Source organism: Streptomyces sp., assembly GCF_035563135.1.
Lineage (GTDB): Bacteria > Actinomycetota > Actinomycetes > Streptomycetales > Streptomycetaceae > Streptomyces.
The window spans coordinates 1-13,089 of the sequence record NZ_DATMVN010000558.1; the positions used below are offsets into that span (position 1 = coordinate 1).

Below are 13,089 nucleotides of genomic sequence, written 5' to 3' on the forward strand. Positions count from 1 at the left end.
GTACGCGTCCTGGTCACCGGCAACCCGGCCAACACCAACGCGCTGATCGCGATGAAGAACGCGCCCGACGTCCCCGCCAGCCGGTTCTCGGCACTCACCCGGCTCGACCACAACCGCGCGATCTCGCAGCTGGCCGCCAGGACCGGTGCCGCCGTCTCCGACATCAAGCGGCTGACGATCTGGGGCAACCACTCGGCGACCCAGTACCCGGACATCTTCCACGCGGAGATCGCCGGCAAGAACGCCGCCGAGGTCGTCAACGACGAGGCCTGGCTGGCCGACACCTTCATCCCGACCGTCGCCAAGCGCGGCGCCGCGATCATCGAGGCCCGGGGCGCGTCCTCGGCCGCCTCGGCCGCCAACGCCGCCATCGACCACGTGCACACCTGGGTCAACGGCACCGCCGAGGGCGACTGGACCTCGATGGGTGTCCCGTCGGACGGCTCCTACGGCGTCCCCGAGGGCATCATCTCCTCCTTCCCGGTCACCACGAAGGACGGGAAGTACGAGATCGTCCAGGGCCTGGACATCAACGAGTTCTCCCGTGCGCGCATCGACGCGTCGGTCCAGGAGCTCTCCGAGGAGCGCGACGCGGTCCGCGAGCTCGGCCTGATCTGACCGGAGCCCGGCCACCGGCCGGACACGGGACCGTACGGGGGGGCGCCCCCGGCAGCACCTGCTGCCGGGGGCGCCCCCGTACGGTTCGGTCAGCGGCCGAGCAGGTCCTGGGCGAGGCCGCGCACGGCGTCGGCGGCCCTGCGCTGCAACTGGGGGCCGAAGGTGACCCGTGCCGCGCCCAGCTCGCCGAGCCGGCGCACGGCGGCCGGACCGCCGGGGGTGCCGAGGGCGTTGAGCGGGACCGGGACCGCGGCGGCCAGACGGGGCAGGACGTCCGCCGGGGCCATGATCGGGTAGACGCAGTCCGCACCGGCTTCCGCGTAGAGCCGGGCGCGGGCGATCGTCTCCGCGACCACGTCCGTGGCGGCGGGGTCCCCGTGGATGTACGTATCGACGCGGGCGTTGACGAAGAGCCGCCCGCCCGCCGCGGCGCGCACCTCCGCGAGCCGGTCGGCCTGCTGCCGGGGGTCGACGAGGACTCCGCCGGACGAGTCCTCCAGATTGCAGCCCACCACCCCTGCTTCCAGGAGACGCCCGACGAGTTCGTCCGGGGCCAGGCCGTAACCCGCTTCGACGTCCGCCGACACGGGGACCGACACCGCCCGCGCGATCCGGGCCACGGCGGCGAACATCTCGGCGGCGGGCGTCCGTCCGTCGGCGTGGCCGAGGGAGGCGGCCACACCGGCGCTCGGTGTGGCCAGGGCCGGGAATCCGGCGTCCTCGAACACGCGGGCGCTCGCGGCGTCCCACGGCCCGGGCAGGACCAGCGGATCACCGGGAGGGCGTCCGTGGTGCAGAGCGCGGAAGACGGACACGGGCTCGCTCATCGGGGGCTCCGGGGGTGGGGAGGCGGGCGGGGCGGGCGCGGGAGCCGGCGGAACGCGGCGAGGGCGCCCGCGTTCCGCCGCCGCCCGGTGGAGCGGGCTCAGTGCTTGATGTCGCCGGGGGTGTAGTGCCCCGGGGTCAGCCGGGCGGCGACACCGAAGCGGTTCCAGGCGTTGATCACCGTGATCGCGGCGATCAGCTGGGCCAGCTCGGTCTCATCGAAGTGCTCGGCGGCCTGCGCGTGGACCTCGTCCGGCACGAACCCGTCGGTCAGGACCGTCACCGCCTCCGTCAGCCGGATCGCCGCCAGCTCCTTCTCCGTGTAGAAGTGCTGCGACTCCTCCCACGCGCTGAGCTGGATGATCCGCTCGACGGACTCCCCCGCGGCGAGGGCGTCCTTGGAGTGCATGTCCAGGCAGAAGGCACAGTGGTTGAGCTGCGAAGCGCGGATCTTCACCAGTTCGAGCAGTGTCGGGTCCAGTCCCTTACGGGACGCGGCGTCCAGCCGGACCATGGCCTTGTAGACCTCGGGGGCGAGCTGCGCCCACTGGAGGCGGGCGGGGTGCTCGGGGGCGTATCCGGCGGACGTGCGGTGATGTGTGTGCGTGGTCATGGGTTCGACGCTAACGGCCGGATGGCGCACCGGTATGGTCCATTTCCATGACGGATTCCTGGGCCGCTTTCGGGACCGACCTGCACATCGAACCGGTCGGCGGGGGCCTGCGCAGCGGGCTGATGAACGCACTGCGGGAGGCCGTGCGCACCGGGCGGCTGACTCCCGGGACCCGGCTGCCGTCCTCCCGGACGCTCGCCGCGGATCTCGGTATCGCCCGCAACACCGTCGCCGACGCCTACGCCGAGCTCGTGGCCGAAGGGTGGCTCACCGCGCGGCAGGGCTCCGGGACCAGGGTCGCGCAGCGGGCCGACGCGGCCGGGCCGAAGGGCCGCCGCGCCCCGTCCCGGCAGGTGCGGCGGCCCGCCCACAACCTGATGCCGGGGTCACCGGACCTCTCGGCCTTCCCGCGCACCGAATGGCTCAAGGCGTCGAGGCGCGCCCTCACCGCCGCACCCGACCAGGCCTTCGGGTACGACGATCCACAGGGCCGCATCGAGCTGCGTACCGTCCTGGCCGGTTATCTGGCGCGGGCGCGCGGGGTGTACGCGGACCCCGGACGCATCGTGATCTGCTCCGGGTTCGTCCACGGTCTCGCCCTGCTGGGGAAGGTGCTGCGGCGGCGTGGGGTGCGGGAGGCGGCGGTGGAATCGTGCGGGCTCGACATCCACTGGAACCTGCTGGCCCGGGCCGGCCTGGCCACCCCCTGCCTCCCGGTGGACGGGTCCGGGGCCAGGACCGGCGAACTGCGCGCCATGCGCCGCGTGGGTGCCGCACTGCTGACACCCGCCCACCAGTTCCCCACGGGCGTCCCGCTCCATCCCGACCGGCGGGCCGCGGCGGTCGACTGGGCACGGTCCTCGGGCGGCCTGGTCCTGGAGGACGACTACGACGGCGAATTCCGCTACGACCGGCAGCCGGTGGGCGCGCTCCAGGGGCTCGACCCGGAACGGGTCGTCTACCTGGGGACGGCCAGCAAGTCGCTGGCCCCGGGGCTCCGGCTGGCCTGGATGGTGCTGCCGGAGAACCTGGTGGGGGAGGTGTGCGACGCCAAGGGCGGCCCCGAGTGGATGAACGGGTCGCTGGACCAGCTGACCCTCGCGGAGTTCATGGCGTCAGGGGCGTACGACCGGCATGTGCGGGCCATGCGGCTGCGCTACCGGCGCCGCCGCGACCAGCTCGTCGAGGCGCTTGCCGGGCGGGCACCGGACTTCCGGGTGAGCGGGATCGCGGCAGGGCTGCACGCCGTGCTCGAACTCCCCGAGGGGACCGAGCAGTCGGTCGTCCAGGCGGCCACCTGGCAAGGACTCGCACTGGAGCGGCTCTCGCGCTTCCGCCACCAGGACGCGGAGCCCGGCCGTGACGGACTGGTCATCGGCTACGGCACGCCGTCGGAGAGCGGCTGGGCCGGAGCGCTGGACGCGCTCTGCCGGGTGCTCCCGTAACCGGGGATACCGGGACGTACCGGAGGGAGCGAGCGGAACCGGGTTTCAGTCGAAGGGGCCAGGCATCTAATCTGACTGCCAGTTCGCGGGTCGGCGGACACGGGCGCGTGGGTACGACGGGGGAGAACAGCACATGAACAGGCGCAAGCTGAGGTCGGGCACCGTCGTGCTCGGCGGCATGGGAGTGCTCGCGGCAACACTCACCGCGTGCGGTTCGGAACCGGACGAACGGTGCGTCGACCGGGTGACCCGGGAGATCCTGCCGAACTACGAGTGCGAGGACCGCGACGGCAGCGGTGTGTACTACTACGGTGGCAGCAGCCACAAGAACAAGGTCTCCGGCGGAAGTTTCGACAAGTCCGCGGTCGAACGCGACGGATTCGGCTCCTCCGGCTCCAGCGGCGGCTGAGACCTCATGGAACGCCGCACCATCGAACCGCGCCCCGGCTGGCAGGAGACCGTCGAGGAGCAGGGGCTCATCTACCCCCTGACCCGCTACCCGGACGGGTCGCTGCGCCCGTACTGGGACGAGAGCGCCTACTACGTCTTCTCGCTGCCCGAGGTCGAGGCACTGGAAGAGGTCGTGGAGGAGCTCCACACGATGTGCCTGGCCGCCGCCGCGCACATCGTCGCGCACGACCGCTTCGCCGATCTCGGCATCACCGACCCCCGGCTGGCAGGCCTGGTCGCCGAGTCCTGGCGGCGCCGCGCCGAGCTGCCCTCCCTGTACGGCAGGTTCGACCTGCGGTACGACGGGACCGGTCCGGCCAAGATGCTGGAGTACAACGCGGACACCCCCACCTCGCTGGTGGAGGCCGCCAGCCCCCAGTGGTTCTGGATGGAGGACCGCTTCCCCGGGGCCGACCAGTGGAACTCCCTGCACGAGCGTCTCGTCGACGCGTGGAAGCGGCAGGCCCCGCTGCTGCCGCCGGGCCCCCTGCACTTCGCCCACTCCGACGGCGACGAGCTGGGCGAGGACCTGATGACGGTGGCCTATCTGCGGGAGACCGCCGCCCAGGCCGGGATCGCCACCGAGGCACTCTCCGTCGAACGGATCGGCTGGGACCGGCTGTCCGGCCGCTTCGTCGACGAGCGGCTCCGCTTCATCCGCAGTTGCTTCAAGCTGTACCCGTGGGAATGGCTGGCGACGGACCGCTTCGGCCCGCACGTGCTGGACACCCTCGACAACGGCGGAGGCACCGGCAGCACCTGCTGGATCGAGCCCGCCTGGAAGATGCTCCTCTCCAACAAGGCCCTGCTCGCCGTCCTCTGGGAGCTGTACCCGGGCCACCCGAATCTCCTCCCCGCCTATCTCGACGGCCCCCGCGAACTGGCCGGGACCGAGGGAGCCGGTTACGTCGCCAAGCCGCTGCTCGGCCGTGAAGGCGCCGGGGTCACCGTCCACGGACCGGGCAGCGCCCCGGTGCAGCGCGACGAGCCCTGCTGCTACCAGGAGCTGGCACCCCTGCCCGACTTCGCGGGCAACCGTGTGGTGCTCGGCGCCTGGGTGGTAGAGGACGAGTCCGCCGGGCTCGGCATCCGGGAGTCGGCGGGGCTGGTCACGGACGAATACGCCCGCTTCCTGCCCCACGTCATCCTCTGAGCCGGTGACCGCGCGCCGTCGCTGCCCCGGACTCAGCCGGCCAGCACGCCGCGGAGCCGGTCCAGCCCCCAGTCCAGATCCTCCTTACTGATCACCAGGGGCGGGGCGATCCGGATCGTGGAGCCGTGGGTGTCCTTGACCAGCACCCCGCGATCCATCAGCCTCTCCGAGATCTCCCGGCCCGTCCCGAGGGCCGGCGAGATGTCGACCCCCGCCCACAGTCCCCGCCCCCGCACGGCCTGCACAGCGCTCCCGCCGGTCAGCAGCCCCAGCTCGCGGTGGAGATGGTCACCCAGCTCCGTGGCGCGCTGCTGGAACTCACCGGTGCGCAGCATGGCGATCACCTCCAGAGCGACCGCGCAGGCCAGCGGATTACCGCCGAACGTGGACCCGTGCTCGCCCGGCCTGTAGACACCGAGCACCGCTGCGGAGGACACGACGGCCGACACGGGCACGACGCCACCGCCCAGCGCCTTGCCCAGCACATACATGTCGGGCACGACACCCTCGTGTTCACACGCGAACGTCCGGCCCGTGCGGCCCAGGCCCGACTGGATCTCGTCCGCGATGAACAGCACGTTCCGCTCCCGGGTCATCTCCCGCACTCCGGCGAGATAACCCGGCGGCGGCACCAGGACTCCGGCCTCGCCCTGGATCGGCTCCATCAGCACCGCGACGGTGTTCTCCGTCATCGCTCCGGCGAGCGCGGTGAGATCCCCGTAGGGCACGATCTCGAACCCCGGTGTGTACGGGCCGAAGTCGTCCCGTGCCTCATGGTCGGTGGAGAAGCTGACGATCGTGGTCGTCCTGCCGTGGAAGTTGCCGGCAGCGACGATGATCTTCGCCATGCCGTCCGGGACGCCCTTGACGCGGTAGCCCCATTTGCGGGCCGTCTTCACCGCTGTCTCCACGGCCTCCGCCCCGGTGTTCATGGGCAGGACCATCTCCATGCCGCAGAGCTCGGCGAGCCGCGTACAGAATTCGGCGAACCGGTCGTGGTGGAAGGCGCGCGAGGTCAGCGTCACGCGTTCGAGCTGGGCCTTGGCCGCGTCGATCAGACGCTGGTTGCGGTGTCCGAAGTTGAGCGCCGAGTACCCGGCGAGCATGTCCAGATAACGGCGCCCCTCGACATCGGTCATCCAGGCGCCGTCCGCAGAGGCGACGACGACCGGCAGCGGGTGGTAGTTGTGTGCGCTGTGCGCCCCGGCGGAGGGGAGGGGGGCTTTTGTGGTCGACACGGGATCTCCGTTCGTCGTGCGGCGTGGGCGGGGGTGTGCCCACTTTGTATCGTCGGTCGGATCCAGGACGCGGAAACCTTCCCGGCGCGGCGCGCCCCCCGGCCCTCCCCACCCGAGGCGCCGCCCCCGCGCACCTCCCACCCGGGGGGAGCGCCCGGCGGCCCCGGAGCCCGGCGCACCTCGGCCCCGCCGAAGCCGGGCCGTCCGACGGGCGGCCGTGCGCACCGGGGGGGCGGGCACCAGCACCATGAGCACGCCCGAGAAGACGGCGGCCAGGCCCTGGACGTGTCCGCGGGACCACGCGCGAAACCGCTTCAGACGGCCGGAGGGCTCCGGCACGGGTGGGGGCGCCGCTTCCGCGACGATCTGCGCCAGGACCCGCTCAGCCATCGTCGCGCCGTCGGTGTCCGGCACGTCCAGCCCGTCGCGCAGCGCCATCAGCTCGGCCCGCAGCCGCGCCCGCTGCCCGTCCTCCGGCCGCCCGGGACGCTCCGGGTCATCGCTGTCCGTCGCCCAGTCCACCGCCGCCACCTCCCTTCCGCTCGTCCTGCTCGTCCCGCTCGTCCCGCTCCGGCCCCAGCTGACCGCCGAGCCGCCGCTCCAGCTTCTTCAGCGCGCGGTTCAGCCGGGACTTCACCGTCCCCCGCGGCCAGCCGAGGGCCTGTGCCGTCTCCGCCTCCCCCATCTCCAGCAGATAGCGGCAGGTCACCACCTGACGCTGCTCCTCGCTCAGCTCCTCCAGCGCGGCGGTCAGCAGCGTGCTGCGCTCCCCGGCGAGGGCGGCCACCGCCGGGTCCGCCGAATCGGGTATCACCGGATCCGCACCGCGGTAACCGGCCTCACGGCCCGCCACGGCGCGCGCACGCCCCGTCGCACGGACCGTGTTTCTCGTCTCATTCATCACGATGCGCAGCAGCCACGGCCTGAAGGCCGCCCCGTCCCGGAAACGCCCCAGGGCCTGATACGCCTTGAAGAAGGCGGCCTGGACCACGTCCTCCGCGTCCGCGCCCGCTCCGAAGGCGACCGCCGCCCGCAGGGCGGCCCCCGTGTGGGCGCGCACCAGCTGCGCGTATGCCTCCGCGTCGCCGTCGCGCACACGGGCGATCACCGCGGCTTCGCCGCCGTCATGGCCCCCGGACAGCCCTCCGCCGGGCCCGGCGGCCCCGCCCCCACCCGCGTCCTCGGTGGTGCGGCTCTCCTCCAGGCCCGGCTGTGGAGCCTCTTCCCGCGTCCTCACACCTTTCCTACACCGGTTGCCGGAGATCGGTTCCGCACCTGAGACAATGAGTTCATGGCCTCTGATCGACCCCGCGTGCTCTCCGGAATCCAGCCCACCGCAGGCTCGTTCCACCTCGGCAACTACCTCGGTGCGGTCCGCCAGTGGGTGGCGCTGCAGGAGTCCCACGACGCCTTCTACATGGTGGTGGACCTGCACGCGATCACCGTGCCGCAGGACCCGAAGGAACTCCGGGCCAACACCCGGCTCGCCGCCGCCCAGTTGCTCGCGGCCGGGCTCGATCCGGAGCGCTGCACCCTCTTCGTGCAGAGTCACGTCCCCGAACACGCCCAGCTCGGCTGGATCATGAACTGCCTCACCGGTTTCGGCGAGGCCTCCCGCATGACGCAGTTCAAGGACAAGTCCGCCAAGCAGGGCACCGACCGGGCGACCGTGGGCCTCTTCACCTACCCGGTCCTCCAGGTCGCCGACATCCTCCTGTACCAGGCCGACCAGGTTCCGGTCGGCGAGGACCAGCGTCAGCACATCGAGCTCACCCGGGACCTGGCCGAGCGTTTCAACGGCCGGTTCGGGCAGACGTTCACCATTCCGGCGCCGTACATCCTCAAGGAGACGGCGAAGATCTTCGACCTGCAGGATCCGGCGGTCAAGATGAGCAAGTCGGCGTCCACGCCGAAGGGCCTGATCAACCTCCTCGACGATCCGAAGGCCACGGCCAAGAAGGTCAGGAGCGCGGTGACCGACACGGACACCGTGATCCGGTACGACGCGGAGAAGAAGCCCGGTGTCAGCAATCTCCTGAGCATCTACTCCACCCTCACCGGCACCGCCGTCGCGGAGCTGGAACAGAAGTACGAGGGCAAGGGCTACGGAGCGCTCAAGACCGAGCTCGCCGAGGTCATGGTGGAGTTCGTCACCCCGTTCCGGGCCCGGACCCAGGAGTACCTGGACGACCCGGAGACCCTGGACGCCCTCCTGGCCAGGGGAGCCGAGAAGGCCAGGACCGTCGCCGCCGGGACGCTGGCGCAGACCTACGACCGGATGGGCCTTCTGCCTGCGAAGCACTGAGTCCAAGGACCCTGGCGGGACCACGGGCGAAAGGGCCACACTGGCGTCGGCACGACCGAAGAACGACCTTCGACGACTGAGGAGAACGATGTGGGGACCGTAACGCTTGGCGTTTCGATCGCGGTCCCGGAGCCGTACGGCAGCCTGCTCCAGGAGCGGCGCGCGAGCTTCGGGGACCCCGCCGCGTACGGCATCCCCACCCACGTCACCCTTCTCCCGCCGACCGAGGCCGAGGCGGCCGACCTGCCCGCGATCGAAGCCCATCTCTCCCGGATCGCCGCGGCCGGCCGCCCCTTCCCGATGCGGCTGTCCGGCACGGGCACCTTCCGCCCGCTGTCGCCCGTGGTGTACGTCCAGGTCGTCGAGGGCGCCTCGGCCTGCTCCTGGCTCCAGAAGCGGGTCCGGGACGCCTCCGGGCCCCTGGTGCGTGAGCTGCAGTTCCCGTACCACCCGCACGTGACCGTGGCGCACGGCATCGAGGAGGAGGCCATGGACCGCGCGTACCAGGAGCTCTCCTCGTACGAAGCGGCCTGGACCTGTGGCTCCTTCGCCCTGTACGAACAGGGTGCGGACGGCGTGTGGCGCAAGATCCACGAGTTCCCGTTCGGAGGCGGCGGCAGCGCGCCCGCCGTGCCGGTCCAGGGCGGCAGCTCCATGGACGAGCCGTCCCTGCACCCCTGAGCCACGCGCCCGGACCGGTCCGGGCGCGTGGCCCTATCGCACCGTGAGCCGCCGGAACAGCGGACGCGGCACATGGCGCAGGGCCGACATCACCACCCGCAGCGCCCCGGGCACCCACACCGTCTCCGAACGCCGCCGCAGCCCCGCCACGATCGCGTCCGCGACCGCGCCCGGCGTCGTCGCGAGCGGTGCCTCCGCGCGCCCCGCCGTCATCCGTGACCGTACGAAGCCGGGACGTACGACCATCACATGCACCCCCGTCCCGTGCAGGGCGTCGCCGAGCCCTTGTGCGAACGTGTCCAGGCCCGCCTTGCTGGAGCCGTAGATGAAGTCGGCGCGCCGGGCACGCTCACCGGCCACCGAGGAGAGCACCACGAGCGACCCGTGGCCCTGCGCCTGGAGTGCGCCGGCGCACACGAGGCCGGCGGACACCGCGCCCGTGTAGTTGGTCTGCGCCACCCGGACCGCGGAGAGGGGCTCCTCCTCGTCGCGCGCCTGGTCGCCCAGGACGCCGAAGGCCAGCAGCACCATGTCGATGTCGCCCTCGGTGAAGAGCTTCCCGAGTACCTCCTCGTGGGAGGCGGAGTCGAGCGCGTCGAAGGCGACGGTACGGACGTCGGCCCCGAGCTCGCGCAGCTCGGCCGCCGCCCGTTCCAGGCCGGGGGAGGGCCGGCCGGCCAGCCGGACCGTCCGGGTGCGGCGGGCGATCAGCCGGCGCGCGGTGGCCAGGCCGATCTCCGAGGTGCCGCCGAGGACGAGCAGGGACTGCGGAGCACCGAAGGCGTCCTTCACGGGATAACTCCTCACAGCGGTACGGGCCGGTGGGACGGCGTCACAGCCGTGACCGTATCGCCCGGGAAAACCCCTTTGGTGGATTTGTTACGGCACTCACTGAAATGGGCGACCCAAGAGGCCGTCGAGGCCGGTTTTCCGGGCCCGGAAGGGTACGCGTACGTCATGGACTGGCTGAAGAAACTTCCCGTGCTCGGGCCGCTCCTCGCGCGGCTGATGGAGACGCACGCCTGGCGCTCCTACGAGACGCTGGACCGGGTCCACTGGACCAGGCTCGCCGCGGCGATCACCTTCCTCAGCTTCCTCGCGCTCTTCCCGCTGATCGCGGTCGGTGCCGCGGCCGGGGCCGCGCTGCTCTCCCCCGAGCAGCTCGACAGGATCGAGGAGACGCTCGCCGACCAGGTGCCCGGCATCTCGGACCAGCTGGGCATCGACGACCTCGTGGCGCACGCGGGCACCGTGGGGGTCGTCGCCGGTGTGCTGCTGCTCTTCACCGGTGTCGGCTGGGTCGGCTCGATGCGGGACTGCCTGCGCGCCGTGTGGGAGAGGGACGACGTGGACGAAGGGAACCCGTTCCTCCGCAAGCTCAAGGACGCCGGTCTGCTGCTCGGCCTCGGTGGAGCGGCGCTCGTGACGCTCGCCGTGTCCACCGTCGCCTCCACGGCCATCGGCTGGTCGGCCGACCGGCTGGGCATCCCCGAGAACGGTGTGGGCGGGGTGCTGCTCCAGCTGGCCGCCGTGGCCGTGGCGGTCCTCGCCGACTTCCTGATCCTGCTCTACCTGCTGACCCTGCTGCCCGGGGTGGAGCCGCCGCGCCGCCGGCTGATCGTGGCCGGACTGGTCGGCGCGGTCGGCTTCGAACTGCTCAAGCTGCTGCTCGGCAGCTATATGCGGGACGTCGCGTCGAAGAGCATGTACGGCGCGTTCGGTGTGCCGATCGCGCTTCTCCTGTGGATCAACCTCAGCGCGAAACTGCTGCTGGTCTGTGCCGCCTGGACGGCGACACCGAGCAGGAACAGCGGGGAGGGCGCGGCCGTCAGCGACGGGGGAGACGACGCACCAGGTCGGGCAGCGGCCAGCGCCGGTTGACCAGGAACACACCGGCTGCCAGGAGCACCAGCAGCACACCGGTGACCGACAGGGCGGTCCGGACCCCGCCGGTGCCGGCCGTGGCCGCTGCGGCCGTGTGCTTCTTCTGCTCGATCCTGCCGGCGCCCGCGGCGGGTTCGGAGCCCTTCGCCGCCACGGCGGACCTGGGCGGCACCAGCTCGCCGACCGGGGTCACCTTGCCGCTGGCGGAGAATCCCCAGTCGAGCAGCCCGGCCGCTTCCTTGTAGACGGCGTGACTCTCCTCGGACGACGGGTTCATGACCGTCACCAGCAGCACCTTCCCGTCGCGTTCCGCGATTCCCGTGAAGGTGTTGCCCGCGTGGGTGGTGTAGCCGTTCTTGACGCCCGCGATGCCCTTGTACGGCTCCACCCCGGTGTCACCGGTGATCAGCCGGTTGGTGTTCTGGATCTCGAAGCTCTCCCGCTTCTTGCCCTTCTTCTGCTCGCCGGGGAAAACCGCCGTCGCCGTCGCGGCGTACTCACGGAAGTCCGCCTTCTGCATCCCGCTGCGGGCGAAGAGCGTCAGGTCGTACGCGCTGGAGACCTGCTCCGGGGCGTCGTAGCCGTCGGGGGAGACGACGGTCGTGTCCAGGGCCTGGAGCTCCTCGGCATGCCGCTGCATCGCGGCGACCGTCGCGGGCACTCCGCCGTACATCTCCGAGAGCACGTGCACGGCGTCGTTGCCCGAGCGCAGGAACACGCCGAGCCACAGGTCGTGGACCGTGTAGGAGTGGTCCTCCTTGATCCCCACCAGGCTGCTGCCCTCGCCGACGCCGGCGAGTTCTTCCTCGGTCACCAGGTGGGTCAGGGTCTTCGGCTGCAGGGCGGGCAGCACCGTGTCGGCGAAGAGCATCTTCAGGGTGGAGGCGGGCGCCAGCCGCCAGTGCGCGTTGTGGGACGCGAGCACCTGTCCGCTCTCCGCGTCGGCGACGATCCACGACCGTGCGCTGAGATCCTTCGGCAGGACCGGGGCGCCGGGCCCCAGGGAGACCTGGGTGCCCACCCGGCCCAGCCGCTCGCCGCCCACGGTCGACATCGGACCGGTCGGCACGGGCTGTTTCTGTTTGTCGTCGGTCTTGTCCTTGTCGGCTGCCCCCGCAGGACTGACGACGGATACGAACAGCAACGCGGCAGAGAGGACCGTCATTACGGTCTTTTTCAGAGCAGGCACGGTCGGAAACGTACAGGGCGTTACTGAGGAGGGGGACCCGGATGGCCTGACCCGCCGTGCATACCGCCGGGACAGCCCACCCCGGGCGATCGGACGGAAGCGCGGCGGCGATACTGGATGCATGAAGCTCAGCCGCCCCGTTTCCTGGTTCCTGCTCGTCTTCGGAGCGTGGAGCTGGGTCATCTGGGTCACCTTTGTCAAGAATCTGTGGAAGGACGGCAGCGGGCTCGCGTTCGACGACGCGGGTGACCCGACTGCGTACTTCTGGGTCCATCTCCTGCTCGCCATCACCTCGTTTCTTCTGGGGACGGCTGTAGGGGTCATCGGGTTCCGTGGTGTCAGGGCTTTGCGTCGCGAAGGCAGATGACGGGCCGGGCTCGGGTGGCCGTCCGGACAGGATCGTTTCAGCGGGGGAGCGTACGTGGTTGTGGTCTTCGTACTCGTTGCGGTCGCGGTTTTCGCGCTGCTGGCGGGTGTGCACCGGTATGTGTGGCGCCGGCTGATCGGTGACACGACGGAGCAGGGCAGCCCGGCGCGCCGCGTGGGCACCGTCGCGGCCTTCGTGCTGCCGCTGCTGTCCGTCGGGGCCTTCGCCTCCAGCCGTGCGGGCTTTCCCTTCTGGTTGCAGCAGATATTCGCCTGGCCGGGTTATCTCTGGCTCGCCGCCCTGCTCTACCTGACGCTGGCA

14 protein-coding genes and 1 pseudogene are annotated in these 13,089 nt (G+C 71.4%); 9 read left to right on the top strand and 6 right to left on the bottom strand.

The annotated features are described in order from the left end of the window. On the top strand, window positions 1-618 hold a 618-nt coding region (locus VN520_RS24770; RefSeq protein WP_325749144.1), incomplete at its 5' end, for a malate dehydrogenase. Between the two features lie 89 nt (window positions 619-707). Here the strand turns inward: VN520_RS24770 and VN520_RS24775 are convergent. After that, window positions 708-1,445, bottom strand: coding sequence for an isocitrate lyase/phosphoenolpyruvate mutase family protein (locus VN520_RS24775; protein ID WP_325749145.1), 738 nt, complete (start codon window positions 1,443-1,445; stop codon window positions 708-710). Between the two features lie 98 nt (window positions 1,446-1,543). Then, window positions 1,544-2,056 (bottom strand): carboxymuconolactone decarboxylase family protein, encoded by a 513-nt coding sequence (locus VN520_RS24780; RefSeq protein ID WP_325749146.1) that lies wholly within the window; start codon window positions 2,054-2,056, stop codon window positions 1,544-1,546. 47 nt (window positions 2,057-2,103) lie between these two features. Here VN520_RS24780 and VN520_RS24785 point away from each other — a divergent pair, with 47 nt between their 5' ends. The 3 genes from VN520_RS24785 (at window position 2,104) to VN520_RS24795 (ending at window position 5,104) form a co-directional block, all read left to right on the top strand. After that, window positions 2,104-3,501, top strand: coding sequence for a PLP-dependent aminotransferase family protein (locus VN520_RS24785; protein WP_325749147.1), 1,398 nt, complete (start codon window positions 2,104-2,106; stop codon window positions 3,499-3,501). A 133-nt stretch (window positions 3,502-3,634) separates the two neighbouring features. Continuing rightward, window positions 3,635-3,910: a hypothetical protein gene (locus tag VN520_RS24790; RefSeq protein WP_325749148.1), complete on the top strand. Its 276-nt coding sequence runs from the start codon at window positions 3,635-3,637 to the stop codon at window positions 3,908-3,910. A gap of 6 nt (window positions 3,911-3,916) precedes the next feature. Next, complete coding sequence (locus tag VN520_RS24795) at window positions 3,917-5,104, top strand: glutathionylspermidine synthase family protein (protein WP_325749149.1); 1,188 nt, start codon at window positions 3,917-3,919, stop codon at window positions 5,102-5,104. Between the two features lie 32 nt (window positions 5,105-5,136). Here VN520_RS24795 and rocD read toward each other — a convergent pair whose 3' ends face one another. Together rocD and VN520_RS24805 are read right to left on the bottom strand one after the other, a co-directional pair. Further along, window positions 5,137-6,342, bottom strand: coding sequence for an ornithine--oxo-acid transaminase (rocD, locus tag VN520_RS24800; protein ID WP_325749155.1), 1,206 nt, complete (start codon window positions 6,340-6,342; stop codon window positions 5,137-5,139). Window positions 6,343-6,838: 496 nt separating this feature from the next. Then, entirely contained in the window at window positions 6,839-7,579 is a 741-nt protein-coding gene (locus VN520_RS24805; RefSeq protein WP_414719941.1) for an RNA polymerase sigma factor, read from the bottom strand. Between the two features lie 54 nt (window positions 7,580-7,633). On the opposite strand from VN520_RS24805, the gene trpS reads away from it, so the two are divergent. Both trpS and VN520_RS24815 read left to right on the top strand, forming a co-directional pair. Beyond that, the gene (gene trpS / locus VN520_RS24810) at window positions 7,634-8,647 is read left to right on the top strand and encodes a tryptophan--tRNA ligase (protein ID WP_325749150.1); all 1,014 of its coding nucleotides are present in this window, start codon (window positions 7,634-7,636) and stop codon (window positions 8,645-8,647) included. Between the two features lie 90 nt (window positions 8,648-8,737). Further along, a complete protein-coding gene (locus tag VN520_RS24815; protein WP_325749151.1) occupies window positions 8,738-9,328 on the top strand; it encodes a 2'-5' RNA ligase family protein in 591 nt (196 codons plus the stop codon). 33 nt (window positions 9,329-9,361) lie between these two features. On the opposite strand, the gene VN520_RS24820 is transcribed toward VN520_RS24815, so the two are convergent. Then, the gene (locus VN520_RS24820) at window positions 9,362-10,120 is read right to left on the bottom strand and encodes a decaprenylphospho-beta-D-erythro-pentofuranosid-2-ulose 2-reductase (protein ID WP_325749152.1); all 759 of its coding nucleotides are present in this window, start codon (window positions 10,118-10,120) and stop codon (window positions 9,362-9,364) included. Window positions 10,121-10,285: 165 nt separating this feature from the next. Here VN520_RS24820 and VN520_RS24825 point away from each other — a divergent pair, with 165 nt between their 5' ends. After that, complete coding sequence (locus tag VN520_RS24825; protein WP_325749153.1) at window positions 10,286-11,209, top strand: YihY/virulence factor BrkB family protein; 924 nt, start codon at window positions 10,286-10,288, stop codon at window positions 11,207-11,209. On the opposite strand, the gene VN520_RS24830 is transcribed toward VN520_RS24825, so the two are convergent. Beyond that, window positions 11,157-12,401: a D-alanyl-D-alanine carboxypeptidase gene (locus VN520_RS24830; protein WP_325749154.1), complete on the bottom strand. Its 1,245-nt coding sequence runs from the start codon at window positions 12,399-12,401 to the stop codon at window positions 11,157-11,159. The genes VN520_RS24825 and VN520_RS24830 overlap by 53 nt on opposite strands. Before the next feature lie 121 nt (window positions 12,402-12,522). On the opposite strand from VN520_RS24830, the gene VN520_RS24835 reads away from it, so the two are divergent. Continuing rightward, window positions 12,523-12,768, top strand: coding sequence for an SCO4848 family membrane protein (locus VN520_RS24835; protein ID WP_261988630.1), 246 nt, complete (start codon window positions 12,523-12,525; stop codon window positions 12,766-12,768). Between the two features lie 60 nt (window positions 12,769-12,828). After that, window positions 12,829-13,089 (top strand): annotated as a pseudogene (locus tag VN520_RS24840) (metallophosphoesterase); the annotation flags it as partial.